The following is a 20222-nucleotide window of genomic DNA, read 5'->3' as shown; positions in this document are numbered from 1 at the left end:
ACCGACGCTGATCAGGGCCGCATGAAGCTGTAGTCCTGATCGTCGTCGAGGTTCTCCGCGAGGAACTGCAACTCGTCAGCCAGATCCTCGATGCTACGTACGCCCTTGCTCTGCTGCACCACCGCGCTGAGCAGCGCCCGCAGGCTCAAACCCGGTTCAAAACCTTCCTGCTGGGCACTGTGCAGACTGTCGCGCACTTCTTGCCGGGCCCACTGATAGACGCTCATGACCGCACTCCTGAGATTTTTGCCGAGCATGCAGCGCGGCCCCAGGCTCGGAGTTGATATGGATCAAGGGCGCGGGTCCTCATCCTTCCAGGGCGCACTGAGGTAGCGGGTGCGATTGAAGGTTTCCAGCCATTCCGGGCAGAACACCACCAGGGCGCTGATCACCATGCCGTTGATAAATGCCTCGGGAAAGATGATCAGCCACAGGTAGCCGACAAAATCCTCCAGCCATTCGGGCATGGCGAAACGCCCATCAAGCCACAAGAGCCCCAGGCCACAAAGCAGGCACAACAGCGCCGACAGGGCCGCGGCGAAGAATCCGGAGCAGAAGATATAGACGAAGGGATTGCGCGGTTGAGCCCGCTCCACCAGACCGGCACAGGCCTCGGTTACCGCCACCGGCAACAGGATCAGCAAGGCGCCATTGACCCCCATTGCCGCCAGTTCCTGCCGCCCCAGTGCCAGCAAGCCCAGCTGCGCAATCAGGCCACCGACAATCGCCAGTGGCCAATCCAGCAGTAAGGTCACCGCCGTCATGCCGATGAAGTGATAAGACACTCCAGTATCGAAATCCCGGCGCACCAACCACAGCAGAAACAACGCAAACACCGTTCCGAACAGTAGATGCTGACGGCGACTGTCGGTGAACAGCTCGACCCAGGGCGCCCGCCACACCGCCCAGATCAGAACCGGCACATACAGCAGCCAGCCGATACTCAGGCTTGCCGGTGACAGCAGCGCCGCGCTGATCATGGCCGGGCTTTCTCCAGCGCAGTCTTCAGTTGCTCGACGGTGGTGAATTCCTGCCGAGACACCAATTGGCCGTCCTGCAACTGCAGCCACAAGACCTTGTCCTCGGCGGCAGGGTAACGAGAGGCCACACGCCCTTCGCGGTCGAGCATCACCCGGTAGGGATAATCACGCATGGCCGGAATTGCGAACATCTTGGCGATCAGCGCCGGCATGCGCTGGATATCCGCGACAAACACCCCGTGACGCGCCTGCAGATAATCCTTGGGCTTGTCCTTGAGCGCCCCGTTCACCACCTTGGCCGCGTCCATACCGCGCGCCACCAGCAGGATCTGCGCCTGTGAATCGAGGCTGTAGGCTTGATCGAACTGATCCAGCAAGGTCCAGGGTGCCAGACGCTCACCGATTTCAAGGGCCTGGGCCCACAGGGGCAACAGGCCCAGCAACAGAATTGACCAGCGTTTCACTGCACACTCCTTATCGAGGGGTAGGACGGGAAACAGTCTACACCGCCCCTGGGCAGGCTCCAGCAAGCACCGCCAGGCACCGGGTGCAGAGGTTTTTCGAGAAGCGTGGTTTTTAAGGTCATATTTGAGCGCTAAGCTTGGAGATATGGATGACTCAGATTTTTTGCGCCTGCTCACCATTCAGGCCGAACAAGCCAACGCGTTTCTGTCCAATGCCCGCAAATGGGAGCGTGAGCGTTGGGTCTGCCAGCGCCTGCTGCAAGGCCTGAATATTCCCTATCGCAACGACGAATTCAGCGCCGCCGGGCAGGAGCCGCCGGATGTGCTGTTTCGCGAGGCCAGCTTCGAGGTGTTCTTCGTCCTTGATGAAGGCCGCCGACTCAATGATGAATGGCGCAACGAACTGCAACGCCGGCGCAGCGCATTTTCCCTGAGCCAACTGGTACGACGCGAAGCCAAGCCCAAGCGCATCCCGGCTAACGAACTGTTGCTGCGCCTGGGGCCGACCCTGCGCAAGAAGGCCCACAACTACAAGGAGCGTGGGATGAACCTCGGGGAGCTGGACATCATCGCCTTCGCCGCCCTGAAACGTGAAGTGCTGGATCTGAACAGCCACTTCCCGCCCCCCACCGAATACCTGCGCCAGGGCTGGCGCTCGCTGTCCCTGGTGGGACCGACCTTCGCCCGGGTGCTGTTCGCCCATCCGGATGCGCCGGAGTTCCTGCGTAGCAACCTGGGCCGCAGTATCGTTTTCGACGTCGGCATCAGTTTGTAAAGTCCGTCAATCCGCCTCGCCTGGGCATGGCGCAATGTTCCGGGCAATGGTAAAAAAGCGCTCTTGCCTGCCAACGCCGGGACTTCGTCATCGAGCCCCCACGCGCAGCGGCTATGCTCGGTAAATGCTCGATTGCATCGCGCTGTAACATTCCCCTGTGTTGCGACGTCTACCTGACGAGGCCCTTTATGAGCAGCCGCCTGAACCCCGACGACCAACGCCATGTCGAAGAATACCTGCAACTGCCCCAGCACCGAGTCGAGCGCCGGCCCTTTCGGCCGTGGATGCTCCTTGTGGTGGTGGTCGTGGTGACGGTCGCCCTGGGCCTGTTGAGCCGTTTTATCAGTTACCTGACGCTATGAGCTGCATCGCGCTCGCTCGGTTGACTGCACCGATTTCTTTTAGCCTTGCGAGATATCCCCATGACTCATCGTATTGTCATCGTTGGCGGCGGCGCCGGCGGCCTGGAGTTGGCGACCCGCCTGGGTAAGACCCTGGGCAAGCGCGGCACCGCCAGTGTGATGCTGGTGGACGCCAACCTGACCCATATCTGGAAACCCCTGCTGCACGAAGTGGCCGCCGGCTCACTGAACTCCTCCGAAGACGAACTCAACTACGTTGCCCAAGCAAAATGGAACCACTTCGAGTTCCAGCTGGGCCGTATGAGCGGGCTCGATCGTCAACAGAAAAAGATCCAGTTGGCTGCCACCTATGACGAGGAAGGCACAGAACTGTTGCCGGCCCGTGAACTGGGCTACGACACCCTGGTGATCGCCGTGGGCAGTACCACCAACGACTTCGGCACCCAGGGCGCCGCCCAGCATTGCCTGTTCCTCGACACCCGCAAACAGGCCGAACGCTTCCACCAGCAACTGCTCAATCACTACCTGCGGGCCCACGCCGGGCAGACAGATGCCGTGGAACAGATCAGCGTGGCCATCGTCGGCGCCGGTGCCACCGGTGTGGAACTGGCAGCGGAACTGCACAACGCCGCCCATGAACTGGCCGCCTACGGCCTGGATCGGATCCTCCCGGAAAACATGCACATCACCCTGATCGAAGCCGGGCCACGGGTGCTGCCGGCCCTGCCCGAGCGCATCAGCGGGCCGGTGCACAAGACCCTGGAGAAACTCGGGGTCAAAGTGCTGACCAACGCTTCAGTCAGTGAAGTGACCGCCGACAGTCTGATCACCGCTGATGGCCAGACCATTCCCGCCAGCCTCAAGGTGTGGGCTGCCGGCATCCGCGCGCCGGGTTTCCTCAAGGACATCGACGGCCTGGAAACCAACCGCATCAACCAGCTCCAGGTGCTGCCAACCCTGCAGACCACCCGTGACGAGAACATCTTTGCCTTCGGCGACTGCGCCGCCTGCCCTCAACCCGGCAGCGACCGCAACGTACCGCCACGGGCCCAGGCTGCGCACCAACAAGCCTCACTGCTGGCCAAATCGCTGAAACTGCGTATCGAAGGCAAAGACCTACCGACCTACAAGTACACCGACTACGGTTCGCTGATCTCGCTCTCGCGCTTCTCGGCGGTGGGCAACCTGATGGGCAATCTCACCGGCAGTGTGATGCTCGAAGGCTGGCTGGCAAGGATGTTCTACATCTCGCTGTACCGCATGCACCAAATGGCCCTGTACGGAGTGTTCCGCACGGCGATGCTGATGCTCGGCAGTCGGATTGGACGAGGCACCGACCCACGCTTGAAGTTGCACTAAGCGCCTGAAAGTACGCCCCGCTACGCAAGGTAGTGGGGTGCACGGGCGGGCGAAGCGTGTGCTACAGACACTCATCCAGAAAGCTCACCACCGTTCCCATACAGGCAACCCGCTCCTCGATATGGGGCATGTGGCTGGAGTTCTGGAACAGTGCCCAGCGAATGTTCGGAACGTTGTCCAGATAGGGTTTGACCACTACAGGGGTTGCTTCGTCGTAACGCCCTGAGATCAGCAGGCTCGGCACCTTGATTCGCGGCAGGCGCTCGACAACGCTCCAGTCCTGCAGGTTGCTCAGGAGAGGGAAATTCCTAGCCCGCTGCGGCACACTTTCCATCGTGGTAGCGCAACATCCCCTGGAAAAAATGCGTACCACCTCTTCCGGCCAAGGCCGAAGCCGGCACACGTGCCGCTCAAAATACACCTGTGAGGCCTGCACGTACTCGGCGCTATGGAGGGTTCCAGCCTGCTCGTGGCAGATCAAGGTCTGCAAGACCCCCTCTGGCAAGGCCTCACGCAAACCCAGGGTTTCAGCCTGCCAGGTCCGCATGTCGGCCGGGGCATTGGCGATGATCAGGGCCCGCAGGCCCGCAGGGGTCAAGACGGCATGCTCGCTGGCCAGCGCCCCACCCCAGGAATGTCCGAGCAAGGCGTAGTCCTCACTGATGCGCAGGTGATCCAGAAGATTGTTCAGCTCTTCCAGATACAGCTCGACGCTCCAGAATGAAGAAGGCTTGTCCTCCAGGCGAGTGGAAAATCCACTGCCGAGATGATCGAACTGAACGATCGCCCGGCCACTGGCCGCCACATCCCTGAAGGCATCAACGGTGTCATAAGTGCAGCCCGGGCCACCGTGCAATATCACCAGGGGCGTCAGACCACTCTGCAGATCCCCCGTCACCCGATACCAGGTCTGCCAGGAGCCAAAGGAGGCATAACCTTCCTGTGGTGGTTTACTTGCTTTCATTGCGCATCACTCCCTGATGACGATCACCCTGTGTCATTTTCGGCCTCGCCCCCGTATCAGCGATAAGACCGGGCCGGTTGTGCTCGCTTTAGTTTTCCAGCAAGCGATAGTGAACGGCTCGAACCACGGCCTGAACCCGATTCTTGGCGCCCAACTTGTGCATCGCCGAGGTCAGATGCAGGTTGATGGTGGCCACGGAACGCTGCAGGCGTTCAGCAATTTCACCAGAGGTCATGCCCTCGGCCGCCCATTTCAGACACTCGCGCTCGCGCTTGGTCAGTTGAACCGGATAGCTGCGAATGCTTTTACTGAGCGGTAGGTAGAGGTGTTCCTGCAGAGCATGAGAAAGAAGCGTGAAATCCCTCAAGACCTGTTGCAGATCATGCAAGGCCACCTGGGTACTGCCCGAGCGCAAACCGGTCAGGCTGGCGAAACCACCACCAGGCAAGTGAATGGGAACAGTCATGCCATGGGACATTTGATGATGCTGCAGGTAACTCGATACCGGCGCGTGCTGCTGCCCCATAGCCTGGCGCAAGACGGTTTCCGCTTCGGGTCTGTAGGACCAGATAAAGGGAGAAATGCTGTCCAGCGCCACCTGCTGGACCGGGTCGATATGGTAATACCCCTCGTCGCACCAGAGCTCCAGCCAGTCCTTTGGGGTATTGCAGACCATTGCACTGGGAATGATCAGTTCGCCCTGCTGATCAAAAGGCACCGGACTGTAGTCGTAAACCAGGGCATCGAACCCCAACCCCGAGGCCACTTCCATGGTCCCCGCCATCCGCTCATGCAATGTGTTTCCGAGCAAAAGACGAGAGTTAACTTCCGCGAGCCTGCTTTGCATCCGTTCAGTCTCCTTACTGTCTGATCCTTAACAGCAGGGCCTAGAATGCCACGCTCGATAGGAGCCGACCAGGCAAAACCTATAAGAACTACTAGGTTGTGCTACCCGGTTTAGCGGTGCCCTTCATGAAAGAGGCCCATGTTTTAACCTATCCTGCCCCTCTGAACCGCCGCGCTGACAACCACATCAAGGTCGGTATCACGCATGCCCACACCTCCCCAGTCTGCTGCAATGCCGTTTCATGGCCCACCCGAGTGTGGCGCCGCGCATCGTTCATCGCAGACAAGGACCCGTGCCATGCAGATGCCCAAGACCCTTCAGATCCACAACGGTGAAAAAGTCCCTTCAACCTTCTCCCCTAAAGAGTACGCCCAGCGCCTGAGCACGCTGCGAGCCTATATGGCCCAGCAGGATATCGATGCGGCGCTGTTCACCTCCTACCACAACATCAACTACTACGCCGACTTCCTGTATTGCTCTTTCGGCCGTCAGTACGCCCTGGTGGTGACCCGGGAACGTAGCGTGCTGATCAGCGCCAATATCGACGGCGGGCAGCCCGGGCGTCGGGCGGTCTGCGATGATCAGGTGGTGTACACCGACTGGCAACGGGGCAACTTCTTCGTCGCGGTCAAACAGGCCTTGCCGCAGGCTGCACGGCTGGGCCTGGAGTTCGATCAACTGACCCTGCCCAGCCACCAGGCCTTCGCCGAGCTCTATCCTCGGGCGCAACTCCTGGATATCGCTGCCCCGTGCATGAGCATGCGCATGCTCAAGTCAGTCGAAGAACAGGCACTGATCCGCCAGGGTGCACGCATCGCCGACATCGGCGGGGCCGCCGCCATCGATGCCCTGCAGGATCAGGTATCGGAATACGATGTGGCCCTGCACGCCACACAGGCCATGGTGCGGGAAATCGCCCGGACCTTTCCCGCTGCCGAATTGATGGACACCTGGACCTGGTTTCAATCAGGGATCAATACCGACGGCGCACACAATCCGTTGACCTCGCGGCGCATCAGCCCGGGAGAGATACTCAGCCTCAACTGTTTCCCGATGATCGCCGGTTACTACACCGCGCTGGAGCGCACACTGTTCCTTGGGCATTGTCCCGACGCGTATCTGCGACTGTGGGAAATCAACCTCAAGGTGCATGAGGCCGGATTGCAACTGATCAAGCCCGGAGCCCGCTGCAGCGACATTGCCCGACAGTTGAACGAAATCTACCTGGAACACGACTTGCTGCAATATCGGACCTTCGGCTACGGCCACTCGTTCGGCATCCTCAATCACTACTACGGGCGCGAGACCGGGCTGGAGTTTCGCGAGGACGTGGACACTGTGCTGGAGCCCGGCATGGTGGTGTCCATGGAGCCGATGATCAGGCTACCCGAAGGCAGTCCAGGTGCCGGTGGTTATCGTGAGCACGACATTCTGATCGTCAACTCACAAGGCGCGGAAAACATCACCCGGCTGCCCTACGGACCACAGCACAACATCATCGGTCGCTGAAGAGACAATCAGGACCACTCGACCGGGATGCTCAACGCGCTCTTGATCAACAGGCATCTACAAAGCCAACAAGCCGTGAAGATTGCAGCGATTACCTCTGAAACCCCACGAGAAAATGCTTAGGCAACAAGAGCTTTCAGGGCTTATCCAGGATGAGCCCTGAAACCCAATAGAAACAGATGCCATGCATTTCACTCAGGTGTCTACCCGGATACTTTCTAAGTCATGCACAACGAGCAAACACGGCATGCCCCATCGTTCGGTAGCGATCCAGACACAACTAAGTGGAAACTCGACATTACAAGTAACTGACCATGTTCACTTTATGGGATCAAAGCATTGCGCTTGGCAAACTCCGCCAGGCTTACTTGCGACCCCAACCCCAGCTTCTGCAACAGTCGGGTCTTGTAGGTGCTGACTGTCTTGTTGCTCAAGAACAGTTTTTCACCAATGGCCTTGTTGGAATGCCCCTGTGCTAGATACTGCAACACGATCATTTCCCGATCAGTCAGCAGGCCTATCTGCTCGGCCTCGGACTGTTGTTCCGCCGTGGGCATGGAAACATCCAAAGCCATCGACGGATAAAAAGTGTAGCCGGCCAACACAGCATTCAGAGCCACCACCAGATTGCCCAAATCCTCCTCTTTGTTGACGAAACCCCGAGCTCCCAGCTGAATACAGCGTCTGCAGAAGCTTTCAATCGACTGCGAGGTCAGCACCAGCACTTCAGTGGGCAAGCCCAGAGCCTTGATACGTGAAAGCACCTTGAGGCCATCCAACTTGGGAATACCGATATCGAGGATTACCACATCCGGCCTATGCTCGCGCACCAACTCCAGCGCATCCAATCCGTTGTCTGTTTCGGCCACCACCCGCATGTTGTTCTTTTCCAGCAAGACCTTAACGGCGAGCCGAACAACGGGATGATCGTCAACTATCAATACGCTGTGCATATTGTCACTTCACCTTAAAAACCCGGCCTTCGGTTGAGCCGGACCGACCGGAAAATACACGTAACCGCACCCTGTATGCTGCAACTTACGTATCCGTATAAAGACGCTGATGTCATGTAGAAGTTTCGTGCACAGCACCTTGATGTCGTCCAGAATTTTCAGATTCCTGGCAAATAACAGAGGATACAAGGGGTTAATGACTCCTCCTTAAGGAATCAGACAGTCTGATTTTTCAATGAGAAATTTCCTACTGCACATGAGGATTTGCCTAATGGCTGCAACTCTAGAGCCTTAGCACTATGACCGGCAAATAATGACATGAGCCGGCAATGCAAAATTTGAACGTTCTGGTCCTGGAAGATGAACCGCTGCAACGCCTGGTTACCGTCACTGCACTGAAAAAAGTGATGCCTGGGCAGGTGCATGAAGCGGCCAGCGGTAGTGAAGCCCTGGCACTGCTGGAGCGCTGCGAAAGGATGGACATTGCCATCTGCGACCTGAAAATGCCCGGAATGGATGGTTTGGCCTTCCTGCGCCACGCCAGCCAAAGCGGCAAACTGCACTCCGTGATCCTGTGCAGCCAGATCGAGCCGATTCTGCGCCAAACTACCGTCTCGATGATCAGGGGCCTAGGCTTGAACTTCCTGGGTGATCTGGGCAAGCCCTTCAATCTGGAGCGCCTGACCACCCTGCTGACTCGTTATAAGAACCAGCGCCACGGCCTGCTCACTGCTCTGAAACAGTCCGAACTCCCCACCCTGGCGGACGTGATTCGCGGCCTGGACAACGGCGAATTCGAACCCTACTACCAACCCAAGGTGGCACTCGACAACGCGTCGCTCCAAGGAGCGGAAGCGCTAGCCCGCTGGAATCATCCACAGCTGGGAGTACTGCCGCCTTCGCACTTCCTGCACATCATGGAACACCACTGCTTGCTGGACCGCCTGTTCTGGCAACTGTTCGACCAGGGCTTGGCCTTGCGCCGCAAACTGGCGCAAAAAGGCATTCCCCTGAGTTTCTCGTTCAATCTGCACCCATCACAGCTGGCGTCCCAGACCCTGACTGAATCCATTGCCACCCTACTCGTGCTGTTTCAGGTTCCATCCAGCAGCATCACCTTTGAAATCACCGAAACCAGTCTGATCAGCGCTCCCGCCAGTAGCCTGGAAAATCTGGTACGCCTGCGGGTAATGGGCTGCGGCTTGGCCATGGATGACTTCGGTGCGGGCTACTCCTCCCTGGATCGCCTCTGCGAGTTGCCCTTCAGTCAGATCAAGCTCGACGGCACTTTCGTGCGCAAGATGGGGCATCACCCCAGAAGCAGCGCCATCATTAGCTACACGGTGGCGCTCGCCCGTTCATTGGGTATGTCGCTGATTATCGAAGGAGTGGAAACCCGCGAGCAGCAGCAACGCCTACTGGAACTGGGATGCGACATAGCCCAGGGCTTCGTGTTTGCACGCCCGATGCCGGAAAGCCATTTCATTGCCTACTGCATTCGTTAGTCCCTTGGGAGAGCCGATCAAAGAGGCGACCCGTTGCTCAGGTTCTGTACCGCCCGCCCGGCGCTCATTGCGCTGTGACTCGTTGATCGAGCCATCTGGCCCCCCACAATCTGAAGCGATCATGCATTCACGACTTTTCTGGCTTTTTATCTGCTTGGCGATATTGGCTGTTCAACCGGCAGCGGCCCAGCTTCCGAGTTTGCCCAATACGCTGTACAGCACGGCGCGCCTCGACCACCACGACCTTGCCCTTGACGATGAAGACTGGCGTTGGCTGCGCCACAGGTCGGAACTGAAAATCGGTGCCGTGGCTACAGAATCGTCCCCCTTCAATGTCAGCTACAACGACAATCACTACGAGGGCATTACCGCTGACGTCAGCGCTCTGATTGGGCAGATACTCGGGGTTCGTATCAAGATCCTGTCCTTTGCCACCCGGGCAGAGGCCATGCAAGCCTTACAGGCTGCCAATATCGACTTGCTAGGCAGCTACAGCTCCGAGCAGCCTGCCAAGGCCGTCAGGTTTACTCGTCCCTTCGCCGAAGCCCGACTGGCACTGTTCAAACGCAAGGATGAATTGCGTAAATCGCCTTCCAACCTGGACGGATTACGAGTTTCTGTGGCCCAGGAACACGGCACGCAACTGCAGTCGCACTTTCCCTTGGCCCACTTGATGGTCTATCCCACCCATGACGAGGCCATAGCCGCGGCAGCCTTCGGCCATGCCGACATGTACGTGGACGATGTTCTGAGCGCCTACTTCCGCATCAATCGTTCCTACTACGGCTTTCTCAAGTTCGAGCGCTTCGCCGACTTTTCCCAAGGCGGCTACGGCTATGCGCTCCAAGAGGATAACCAGCGCCTGCTGCGGATTATCAACCAGAGCATTGAGGCGATCGGTAAGGAAAAACTCCTCAATCTGAGTCGGCGCTGGGTGGGTAGCGGCTTCATTGCGTCGGACCAAAGGATGGCACTGACGCCGGAAGAGTCGCGCTGGATAGCCCGCAACCCAGTCATACGCCTGGTGATCAATGACGATCTGGCGCCCATTGCCTTCTTCGACGCCAATGGCGTTTTCTCGGGTGTCACCGCTGAACTGCTGGACGTGCTATCACAGCGCACCGGACTCGACTTCCAGGTCACCGCTCGCAACGGCGGCTACCCGGAACAGATTGAAGCCTTGCGCCAATCAGAGGCCGACCTGGCCATCATGACAGCCAGTGCACAACGCGAAGACAACCTGCGCTTCACTCGCTCCTTCCTGACCAGTCCCTTCGTCCTCGTGACCCAGACCGACAAGAAAGGTATGGCACAGCGGCCTGGAGACCTGGCAAACAAGCGCCTGGCCATCCCTTCCGGACACGTGACACTGCAGCATGTGCGCGAGCGCTACCCGCAAGCCGAAGTCATCGAAGTCGGCACCTCGCTGGACGCCATGAACATGGTCTATACCGGCGGCGCCGATGCCGCGGTGGTGTCATTGCCGGCCTCGCGTTACTACATTGTCCGCCTGTTCCAGAATCGCCTGGCTGTTGCCGATCTGATTCACACCCGGCAGGCGACCGCCAGCTTTGCCCTGAGGCGAAGCGATTCGGAACTGCAATCCATCATCGACAAAGCCCTGATCAGCCTCCCGACGGACGATTTGAACGCCATCGCCAACCACTGGCGCTCACCGCCGGGCATGAGCAGCGAAACCTGGCGCGACTACGCGTTGATGATCGCCGAAATCATAGCTGGCGCTTCGTTGCTGCTCCTGCTGTCGCTGCTCTGGGTCTTCTATCTGCAACGCCGAGTCAAGGCCGAGAAAACGCTCAATGAACAATTGCGCTTTATCGAGACCCTCGCAGAGAACATGCCTCCGGCCCTCTATCTCCGGGACATTGAGGGCAACATGCTGTCCTGCAACCGCAGCTATCTGCAGAGCGTCGGTCTGAGTGCCGAGGACGTCTTGGACAAGACTGTGCAGGAACTGCCTGATGAGCACTTTGCGGCAGGGCCCGACCTGCACCAGAACTACCTGCAAGCGATCAATGACGGCAAGACCATTACCTCGGTGTATGCCGTGCAATTGCAGGGCAAGGACGTCTGGATCGAGCACTGGATTCAGCCATTCCAGGACGCCACCGGTGTCACAAAGGGCGTGATCTGCGGCTGGCTGGACATTACCAAGCACCGTCATCTGGTTCAGGAACTGAAGGAGGCGAAGAATCTCGCCGATGAGGCCAGCCGGGCCAAGACCACCTTCCTGGCCACCATGAGTCATGAAATACGCACGCCAATGAACGCCATCATCGGCATTCTGGAACTGGCGCTCAAACGCGCCGACAGCGATCGGATCGAGCGCTCCAGCATTGAAATCGCCTACAGTTCGGCCAAGAGCCTGCTGGAGCTGATCGGCGATATCCTCGACATTGCCCGCATCGAGTCCGGACGCCTGAGCCTCTGCCCCAAACGCGCCAACCTGCGCGAACTGGTGGAATCAGTGGCTAGAGTGTTCGAGGGGCTGGCTCGGCAGAAATGCCTGAGCCTGATCCTCGAGATCGACTCCAGCATCAACGGCGATGTGCTGGTGGACGGGATGCGTTTCAAGCAGATCCTGTCCAACTTGGTGAGCAATGCCATCAAGTTCACCGAAGCCGGTTTTATCAAGGTGGGCATTTCCGGCGAGCTAGTGGAAAACGCTGTGCTGCGGGTCGAGCTCAGTGTCGAAGACTCGGGAATTGGTATTTCCCCCAGCAGCCAGCAACGCCTGTTCCAACCCTTCGCCCAGGTAGAGCGCAACGTGCAGAACAACGAAGGCACGGGGCTGGGCCTGGTGATTTGTCGTTCCCTGTGCGAAATGATGGGTGGCCAGGTGTCGATGAGCAGCACCCTGGGGCATGGCACCCGGGTGGATGTGGAGCTGCGTTTGCAAGTACTGGAGCGCACGGCCACCTCTGAGCGTCCGCCTCAGGTCAAGAGGCGCTACACACAACGTTTGCAGATTCTGGTGGTAGACGATCATCCGGTGAACCGCCAGGTCCTGCAGCAGCAGCTGTGCTTTCTCGGACATGACGTGTTCGAAGCGGAGAACGGCCTGGAGGCACTGCATCTCTGGCGCGAGCAGGACTTTGACGTGATCATCACCGACTGCCACATGCCCATCATGAACGGCGCCGAGATGAGCCGGGCGATCCGCCAGGATGAGCGGGACAAGGCCTGCGAACCAATGATGATCATCGGCCTGACCGCCGACGCCCAGCAGGAAGAAGTGGAACGTTGCATCCAGGCGGGAATGAATGATTGCCTGATCAAACCCATCAGCCTGGATGAGTTGGAAGAACGTCTGCTGACCATGGGACAGGCCGATGAGAGCGAACGTGAGAACCTCATCCCCACAAAGCACACCAGCCCCCGCTCTTCTCGGGTATTCGACCTGGAATCCTTGCATACCCTGGTGGGCAGCGAGCCGACGATGTTGCATCACATCTTGAATGAGTTGCTCAGTAACAATCGCATGGACATGCAGAGCCTCGACACCTTGCTTCAAGAGCAGGCAACAGCTGAGTTGGCAGAGTTGGCGCATCGTATCAAGGGCGCTGCGCGCGTGGTCAAAGGCGAAGAATTGGTAGAGAGTTGTCGTCAGCTGGAAGATGCCTGCCTGAGCCCCGACCTGTCCCTGAACATGGTCAAGGAATGCGTGGAACAGGTGAAACAGGCCATCATCACCCTCGAACAGCGCCTGTTTGAACAACGTAGGGTCTGGGAAGAACTGCCTATCAACTGACAACAAGAGGCTCGCCTCTCGGGCGGCCCCTCGACCTCAGCGCTTTTTTGCAGACAAACGAAAAAAGGCACCTCTAGAGGTGCCTTTTATCGTGAATATGGTCGGGGTAAGGGGATTCGAACTCCTGACATCCTGCTCCCAAAGCAGGCGCGCTACCGGACTGCGCTATACCCCGGTAAAAAAAAGGCACCTTTAAAAGGCGCCTTCTGCGAACAGAGCTTTTGGCGTCTGATCTTAAGATTCGATTCCAGCGAACTGGTCTCAAAAATGGTGGGTCGTGTGGGATTCGAACCTACGACCAATTGGTTAAAAGCCAACTGCTCTACCAACTGAGCTAACGACCCAAAAATGGTCGGGGTAAGGGGATTCGAACTCCTGACATCCTGCTCCCAAAGCAGGCGCGCTACCGGACTGCGCTATACCCCGGTTTGAAATTGGCTCCGTGACCAGGACTCGAACCTGGGACCCAATGATTAACAGTCATTTGCTCTACCGACTGAGCTATCACGGAACTACATATTTCAAGCTACAACGTTTTTACTTCATCCTCTTCGGCTTTCCCGTATCGCTACGTTCATGCCTCTGAGGCGCGCTATTTTACAATCTTCAAACTACCTGTCAACCCCTTAAATTGCTTTTAAGACAATGATTTGCGACTTCATTGCCGGTTTCTTCTACATCAGAAAAAACCTAGGGGGTGACTGACTGCGGGGCGCACTTTACAAGCCTTTTCCTTTCAGTTCAACGCCCTAGTGAAAAAAAAGGCCTCGCCATGCGAGGCCTTTTCATCAATACGCCACTGCGCGATCAGGCAAAGACGATTTCATCGTCCCGCACCGACGCAGTGACTGTTGCTCCTGGCAGGAAACCACCGGACAGGATCAACTGGGCCAACGGGTTCTCGATCCAGCGCTGGATCGCACGCTTCAGCGGCCGTGCGCCATACACCGGGTCGTAACCCACGGCGATCAGCTTGTCCAAGGCCTCGTCGCTCAGTTCCAGGCTCAGCTCGCGCTCCGCCAGACGGCTGCGCAGGCGCCCCAACTGGATCTGCGTGATGCCAGCGATCTGATCCCGTGCCAGAGGCTCGAAGATCACTACTTCGTCGACCCGGTTGATGAACTCCGGCCGGAAGTGGGTGGACACCGCATCCATCACCGCTGCCCGCTGTGCCTCGCGATCCCCTACCAACTCCTGGATCTGTGCCGAGCCCAGGTTGGAGGTCATGACGATCACCGTGTTGCGAAAGTCCACAGTGCGTCCGTGGCTGTCCGTCAGGCGACCATCTTCCAGAACCTGCAGCAGGATATTGAACACATCCGGGTGCGCCTTCTCGACTTCGTCCAGCAGGATGACCGAGTACGGCTTGCGACGCACGGCTTCGGTCAGGTAGCCACCTTCTTCATAACCGACATAGCCTGGCGGCGCACCGATCAGGCGAGCCACGGAGTGTTTCTCCATGAACTCGGACATGTCGATCCGCACCATGGCTTCCTCGGTATCGAAGAGGAACTCCGCCAAGGCCTTGCACAACTCAGTCTTACCCACGCCGGTTGGGCCGAGGAACATGAACGAGCCACTTGGCCGGTTCGGATCGGACAAGCCAGCCCGGGAGCGGCGCACTGCGTTGGATACCGCCACCACGGCTTCGTTCTGGCCGATCACCCGTTGATGCAGCAGGCTTTCCATCTTCAACAGCTTGTCGCGCTCGCCTTCGAGCATTTTCGACACCGGGATGCCGGTCCACTTGGACACCACTTCGGCAATTTCTTCCTCGGTGACCTTGCTGCGCAGCAACTGGTTCTCGCTGTGGCCGTGCTGGTCGACCATCTGCAGGCTGCGCTCCAGATCCGGGATCACCCCGTACTGCAGCTCGGCCATGCGGTTCAGGTCGCCTTTACGCCGCGCCGCTTCCAGTTCCTGACGCGATTGCTCGATCTTCTGCTGGATCTGCGCAGAGCCCTGCACTTCGGCTTTCTCCGAGGTCCAGACTTCTTCCAGGTCAGCGTACTCACGCTCCAGGCGGACAATCTCTTCCTGGAGTTTTTCCAGACGCTTGATCGCCGCCTCGTCGTCTTCCTTCTTCAGCGCCTGGGATTCGACTTTCAGTTGAATCAGGCGCCGCTCCAGACGGTCCAGCACTTCCGGCTTGGAGTCGATCTCCATGCGGATGCGGCTGGCAGCTTCGTCGATCAGGTCAATGGCCTTGTCCGGCAGTTGCCGATCTGTGATGTAACGATGGCTGAGCTTGGCCGCGGCAATGATCGCACCGTCGGTGATGGCTACCTTATGGTGCACCTCATAGCGCTCTTTCAGGCCACGCAGGATGGCGATGGTGTCTTCCTCGCTCGGCTCGTCCACCAACACTTTCTGGAAGCGCCGCTCAAGGGCTGCATCCTTCTCTATATATTGGCGGTACTCGTTGAGCGTGGTGGCACCGACGCAATGCAGCTCGCCACGGGCCAGGGCCGGTTTGAGCATGTTGCCCGCATCCATCGAGCCTTCGCCTTTACCGGCGCCGACCATGGTGTGCAGCTCGTCGATGAACAGGATGATCTGACCTTCCTGCTTCGACAGCTCGTTGAGCAGGGATTTCAGGCGTTCCTCGAACTCGCCACGGTACTTGGCACCGGCAATCAGCGCGCCCATGTCCAGGGACAGCAGGCGCTTGCCTTTCAGGCCATCAGGCACTTCGCCATTAATGATCCGCTGGGCCAGGCCTTCGGCGATGGCGGTTTTACCCACGCCAGGTTCACCGATCAGCACCGGGTTGTTCTTGGTCCGGCGTTGCAGCACCTGGATGGTCCGGCGAATTTCATCGTCACGCCCGATCACCGGGTCAAGCTTGCCCTCTTCGGCGCGCTTGGTCAGATCGACGGTGTACTTGTCCAGGGCCTGGCGCGACTCCTCGACGTTGGCGTCATTCACCGCCTCGCCGCCGCGCAGGTTGTTGATGGCGTTTTCCAGGGCTTTCTTGCTCACGCCCTGACCCAGCAGCAACTTGCCGAGCTTGCTGTTTTCATCCATGGCGGCCAGCAGTACCAACTCGCTGGAAATGAACTGGTCGCCTTTCTGCTGGGCCAGGCGATCGGCCTGGTTGAGCAGGCGCGCCAGATCCTGGGACATGTTGACGTCGCCAGTGGGGTTCTGGATTTTTGGCAGTTGGTCGAGCTCTTTGCTCAGTTCCTTGCGCAGGCTGTTGACGTCGAAGCCCACCTGCATCAGCAGTGGCTTGATCGAACCGCCTTGCTGTTCAAGCAGCGCCTGCATCAAGTGCGCAGGTTCAATGGCCGGATGATCGAGGCCAACGGCCAAGGATTGAGAATCGGATAAGGCCAGCTGCAATTTGCTGGTTAATCGGTCTATACGCATTAGTCACCTTCCTTTTGAGCAGGCCGGAGCGATGGACACACCTAAATAGAGAAACCTGCCAGATGATTCTCTAGATGCGGTCGATTCTGGGAGATTCAAGCGTCAGCTGCTTGACGCAAGTCAGATTAGTCTAGCGTTCAAGCCAGATAAGGGAGGCAAAACGCCCGGTACGTGGGCTGCGCCGATAAGAGAAGAAGCGTGGGTCGGTCACGGTGCAGTAGCCACCACCATAGACCGCCGTCACACCCCGGGTGGCCAGACGCAGGCGCGCCAACTGGTAGATGTCAGCCATGAAGCGCCCGGCATTGACACTAGGGACAAAGGCTTGCTCCGCGGCCGCCAATTGAGCAACGAAAGCTTCACGGACCTCCGCACCAACTTCGAAACTCTGTGGACCTATAGCGGGCCCCAGCCATACCAAGACCTCAGCGGCGGGTACATCCAGGCTGTCGAGAGTGGCTTCCAGCACGCCAGCTGCCAGCCCGCGCCAACCGGCATGGGCTGCCGCGACCCGGGTTCCGGCTCGGTTGCAGAACAACGCAGGCAGGCAGTCGGCGGTCATCACCGCACAGGCAATGCCTGGCGTGGCGGACCAACTGGCATCGGCGCTGACCACGACGCCAGGATCGGCGTGAGCCACAGCAATCCCGTGCACCTGTTGCAACCAGGCCGGGGCAATAGCGAAGTGTTCGGTCAGGCGCCGGCGATTCTCGGCCACCGCTTGAGGCCGATCCTCAACGTGGTCGCCCAGATTGAGGCTGTCAAACGGCGCCAGGCTGACGCCGCCATCGCGGGTAGTAACACAGGCTTTGACCCCAGCCGGCGCGGGCCAGTCAGGAATCAGCCAGCCACTCATCCGATGAACGCCTCACGGTCCTGCTTGAGCAGCGACAACAACCAGACGAAGTCATCCGGCAACGGTGATTCCCAGCTCATGCGTTGACCAGTGGTCGGATGGTCCAACTCCAGGAAACGCGCGTGCAAGGCCTGGCGCGGGAAGTTTTTCAGCGACTCGACCATGGTCTGGCTGGCCGCCGGCGGAATGCGGAAGCGACCGCCGTAAGCCGGATCGCCCACCAGCGGGAAGTTGATGTGGGCCATGTGCACCCGAATCTGGTGAGTACGACCGGTTTCCAGCTTGACCCGTACATGGGTGTGGGAACGGAAGCGCTCCAGAACGCGGTAGTGGCTGACAGCCTGCTTGCCCCCCTCCATCACCGCCATGCGCTGGCGCTGCTGGCCGTGGCGACCAATGGGAGCATTGATCTTGCCCCCCGCAGTCACTACACCGATCACGATGCATTCATAGATGCGGCTGACGCTGCGGCTCTGCAGCTGAGCCACCAACTGGGTCTGCGCCTGAATGGTCTTGGCCACCACCATCAGACCGGTGGTGTCCTTGTCCAGACGGTGGACGATACCCGCCCGCGGCACATTGATAATGTCGGGGATGTGATGCAGCAGGGCATTGAGCAGCGTGCCATCGGCATGGCCGGCAGCCGGGTGCACCACCAGGCCCGCAGGCTTGTTGATCACCAGGATGTCATCGTCTTCATAGACGATGTCCAGCTCGATGTCCTGGGCGATCCACTCACCCTGAGCCTCCTGCTCGGCGGTCAGTTCGAGAACGGCACCGCCGTGCACGATGTCCCGAGGGCGGATCACCGCTCCGTCAACAGTCAGGCGGCCGTCTTTGATCCAGGCGGAAAGGCGCGAGCGCGAATGCTCAGCGAATAGTTGTGCGGCGACTTGATCGAGGCGTTGACCGCCCAGTTCGGACGGCACCTCTGCGCGAAGTTCAATTTTATCGGACATGCTCGGACTGGGCGTCGGCACAGCCTTTGGTTTCGGCTGCGCGCTTGTGGTTAAATACGGCGTCTTTTGCCCCGAGGCTTTCAACGGGGCGCTCATCATAACAGGACGGCCCCGCCCAAGACAGCGGCCGTCATAGGGACGCAAGCCGCCATGCAAGTGAAACACCTGCTGCTGATCGCCATCCTCGCACTGACCGCTGCTTGCTCATCGAAGGAAGTCGTTGACGAAAACCTGAGCGAAGTCGAGTTGTACCAGCAGGCGCAGACCGACCTGGACAACCACAGCTACACCAGCGCCACCGCCAAGCTCAAGGCCCTGGAATCGCGCTATCCCTTTGGTCGCTACGCCGATCAGGCACAGCTCGAGCTGATCTACGCCAACTACAAGAATGCCGAGCCAGAGGCTGCGAAATCCGCCGCCGAGCGCTTCATTCGCCTGCATCCCCAGCACCCGAACGTCGACTACGCCTACTACCTCAAGGGCCTGACCTCCTTCGACCAGGACGTCGGCCTGCTGGCGCGCTTCCTGCCACTGGACATGACCAAGCGTGACCCGGGTGCCGCCCGCGACTCCTACAACGAGTTCGCCCAGCTCACCAGCCGCTTCCCCAACAGCCGCTACGCCCCGGACGCCAAGCAGCGCATGATTTACCTGCGCAACCTGCTGGCCGCCTACGAAATCCACGTGGCCGACTATTACCTGACCCGTCAGGCCTATGTCGCCGCCGCCAACCGTGGCCGCTACGTGGTGGAAAACTTCCAGGAAACCCCTTCCGTGGGTGACGGCCTGGCGGTGATGACCGAGGCCTACCAGCGTCTGCACCTGGACGAACTGGCTGCCACCAGCCTGGAAACCCTGAAGCTCAACTACCCTGACCACCCAAACCTGGTTGATGGTCAGTTCGTGCCACGGGTGGCCGAAGCCGACAACCGCTCCTGGCTGAGCAAGGCCACCCTGGGCCTTATCGAGTCCCGTCCACCGCTGCCGCCGGGAGAAACCCGCGCCAATCAGGACGTGATGAAGCAGTATCAGGATGCCAAGGACGCGATCCCGTCGGAGCTCAAGCCTAAAGACAGCAACGGCGACGTTGTCGAGGAAGAAGAGCACGAGGCCACTGGCAACAACAGTGACCGCTCCTGGTTCAGCTACATGACCTTCGGCGTGTTCGACTGATAGCGCCGCAGTAAAAAAGGGAGACTTCAAGTCTCCCTTTTTCATGCCCGCAGCTTCATGGGCCTGTGCGCCCGCCGGGCGCTTGGATAAACTGCTCCCTCTTTTCCCCATAAAGCTGGTCACCATGGTTCGTCTACTGTTCTGGATCGCTCTGATTGCCGCTGCGGTATGGTTCTGGCGCAAATTCAAGCGCCCCGCTGCAACTCCCCGCACGCCCCAGGAGCCGGGGAGTACGCCAATGGTGCGCTGCGCTCACTGCGGCGTACACCTGCCTCAGGACCGGGCGTTGAGCCTGTCACAACAGTGGTACTGCAGCCAGGCCCATCTGGAGCAGGGCCCGGGTAGCAAGGATCGCTGAGCCCTACCCCCATCGTC

General features: G+C 59.0%; 17 protein-coding genes and 4 tRNA genes. 8 read left to right on the top strand and 13 right to left on the bottom strand.

Translation table 11 applies throughout. The features are described 5' to 3' along the window. Window positions 1–11: 11 nt before the first annotated feature. The 3 genes from J5M73_RS27830 to J5M73_RS27820 form a co-directional block, all read right to left on the bottom strand. A complete protein-coding gene (locus J5M73_RS27830) occupies window positions 12–227 on the bottom strand; it encodes a hypothetical protein (protein ID WP_102865473.1) in 216 nt (71 codons plus the stop codon). Between the two features lie 63 nt (window positions 228–290). Then, window positions 291–980, bottom strand: a complete 690-nt coding sequence (locus tag J5M73_RS27825) for an energy-coupling factor ABC transporter permease (RefSeq protein WP_102865472.1) — start codon at window positions 978–980, stop codon at window positions 291–293. Beyond that, window positions 977–1444: an FAD/FMN-containing dehydrogenase gene (locus J5M73_RS27820; protein ID WP_102865471.1), complete on the bottom strand. Its 468-nt coding sequence runs from the start codon at window positions 1442–1444 to the stop codon at window positions 977–979. Before J5M73_RS27820 ends, J5M73_RS27825 begins: the two co-directional genes overlap by 4 nt. A 145-nt stretch (window positions 1445–1589) precedes the next feature. Between J5M73_RS27820 and J5M73_RS27815 the strand changes: the two genes are divergently transcribed. The 3 genes from J5M73_RS27815 to J5M73_RS27805 all read left to right on the top strand — a co-directional run bounded on the left by J5M73_RS27815 (window position 1590) and on the right by J5M73_RS27805 (window position 3940). After that, complete coding sequence (locus J5M73_RS27815; RefSeq protein WP_102865470.1) at window positions 1590–2219, top strand: DUF1780 domain-containing protein; 630 nt, start codon at window positions 1590–1592, stop codon at window positions 2217–2219. A gap of 188 nt (window positions 2220–2407) precedes the next feature. After that, the gene (locus J5M73_RS27810; RefSeq protein ID WP_043274580.1) at window positions 2408–2581 is read left to right on the top strand and encodes a DUF3094 family protein; all 174 of its coding nucleotides are present in this window, start codon (window positions 2408–2410) and stop codon (window positions 2579–2581) included. 60 nt (window positions 2582–2641) lie between these two features. Further along, the gene (locus J5M73_RS27805) at window positions 2642–3940 is read left to right on the top strand and encodes an NAD(P)/FAD-dependent oxidoreductase (RefSeq protein ID WP_102865469.1); all 1299 of its coding nucleotides are present in this window, start codon (window positions 2642–2644) and stop codon (window positions 3938–3940) included. A gap of 61 nt (window positions 3941–4001) precedes the next feature. Here the strand turns inward: J5M73_RS27805 and J5M73_RS27800 are convergent, their stop codons facing one another. Continuing rightward, window positions 4002–4904 (bottom strand): proline iminopeptidase-family hydrolase, encoded by a 903-nt coding sequence (locus tag J5M73_RS27800; RefSeq protein WP_102865468.1) that lies wholly within the window; start codon window positions 4902–4904, stop codon window positions 4002–4004. 88 nt (window positions 4905–4992) lie between these two features. Further along, window positions 4993–5751: a LuxR family transcriptional regulator gene (locus J5M73_RS27795; protein WP_102865467.1), complete on the bottom strand. Its 759-nt coding sequence runs from the start codon at window positions 5749–5751 to the stop codon at window positions 4993–4995. A gap of 297 nt (window positions 5752–6048) precedes the next feature. On the opposite strand from J5M73_RS27795, the gene J5M73_RS27790 reads away from it, so the two are divergent. After that, entirely contained in the window at window positions 6049–7260 is a 1212-nt protein-coding gene (locus J5M73_RS27790) for a M24 family metallopeptidase (protein ID WP_102865466.1), read from the top strand. A gap of 323 nt (window positions 7261–7583) precedes the next feature. Here the strand turns inward: J5M73_RS27790 and J5M73_RS27785 are convergent, their stop codons facing one another. Next, window positions 7584–8213, bottom strand: coding sequence for a response regulator transcription factor (locus J5M73_RS27785; protein ID WP_102865465.1), 630 nt, complete (start codon window positions 8211–8213; stop codon window positions 7584–7586). 329 nt (window positions 8214–8542) lie between these two features. Here J5M73_RS27785 and J5M73_RS27780 point away from each other — a divergent pair, with 329 nt between their 5' ends. Together J5M73_RS27780 and J5M73_RS27775 are read left to right on the top strand one after the other, a co-directional pair. Next, complete coding sequence (locus J5M73_RS27780) at window positions 8543–9718, top strand: EAL domain-containing response regulator (RefSeq protein WP_115580961.1); 1176 nt, start codon at window positions 8543–8545, stop codon at window positions 9716–9718. A 121-nt stretch (window positions 9719–9839) separates the two neighbouring features. Next, window positions 9840–13487, top strand: coding sequence for a transporter substrate-binding domain-containing protein (locus tag J5M73_RS27775; RefSeq protein WP_207816617.1), 3648 nt, complete (start codon window positions 9840–9842; stop codon window positions 13485–13487). Between the two features lie 98 nt (window positions 13488–13585). Here J5M73_RS27775 and J5M73_RS27770 read toward each other — a convergent pair. From J5M73_RS27770 to rluD, 7 genes are all read right to left on the bottom strand, one after another. Continuing rightward, window positions 13586–13662 (bottom strand) — tRNA-Pro (locus J5M73_RS27770). A 93-nt stretch (window positions 13663–13755) separates the two neighbouring features. After that, window positions 13756–13831, bottom strand: a tRNA-Lys gene (locus tag J5M73_RS27765). Window positions 13832–13836: 5 nt separating this feature from the next. Continuing rightward, window positions 13837–13913 (bottom strand) — tRNA-Pro (locus J5M73_RS27760). A gap of 9 nt (window positions 13914–13922) precedes the next feature. Next, window positions 13923–13998 (bottom strand) — tRNA-Asn (locus J5M73_RS27755). 296 nt (window positions 13999–14294) lie between these two features. Continuing rightward, on the bottom strand, window positions 14295–16859 hold the full coding sequence (gene clpB, locus J5M73_RS27750) for an ATP-dependent chaperone ClpB (RefSeq protein WP_102865463.1): 2565 nt from the start codon (window positions 16857–16859) through the stop codon (window positions 14295–14297). 130 nt (window positions 16860–16989) lie between these two features. Then, on the bottom strand, window positions 16990–17715 hold the full coding sequence (gene pgeF, locus J5M73_RS27745; protein ID WP_102865462.1) for a peptidoglycan editing factor PgeF: 726 nt from the start codon (window positions 17713–17715) through the stop codon (window positions 16990–16992). Then, window positions 17712–18674, bottom strand: coding sequence for a 23S rRNA pseudouridine(1911/1915/1917) synthase RluD (rluD, locus tag J5M73_RS27740; protein ID WP_102865461.1), 963 nt, complete (start codon window positions 18672–18674; stop codon window positions 17712–17714). The genes pgeF and rluD overlap by 4 nt, the downstream gene beginning before the upstream one ends. Window positions 18675–18824: 150 nt before the next feature. Between rluD and J5M73_RS27735 the strand changes: the two genes are divergently transcribed. Both J5M73_RS27735 and J5M73_RS27730 read left to right on the top strand, forming a co-directional pair. After that, on the top strand, window positions 18825–19847 hold the full coding sequence (locus J5M73_RS27735) for an outer membrane protein assembly factor BamD (protein ID WP_102865460.1): 1023 nt from the start codon (window positions 18825–18827) through the stop codon (window positions 19845–19847). Window positions 19848–19971: 124 nt separating this feature from the next. Next, window positions 19972–20205 carry a PP0621 family protein gene (locus tag J5M73_RS27730; protein ID WP_102865514.1) on the top strand — a complete coding sequence of 78 codons (234 nt, stop codon included), beginning with the start codon at window positions 19972–19974 and terminating at the stop codon, window positions 20203–20205. The last annotated feature ends 17 nt before the right edge of the window (window positions 20206–20222 follow it).

The sequence above is a fragment of the Pseudomonas sp. 50_B genome, from assembly GCF_017491625.1.
Classification (GTDB): Bacteria; Pseudomonadota; Gammaproteobacteria; order Pseudomonadales; family Pseudomonadaceae; genus Aquipseudomonas; species Aquipseudomonas danubii.
The sequence above is the reverse complement of the archived record's forward strand: the minus strand, read 5'-3'. Positions and strand labels throughout refer to the sequence as shown.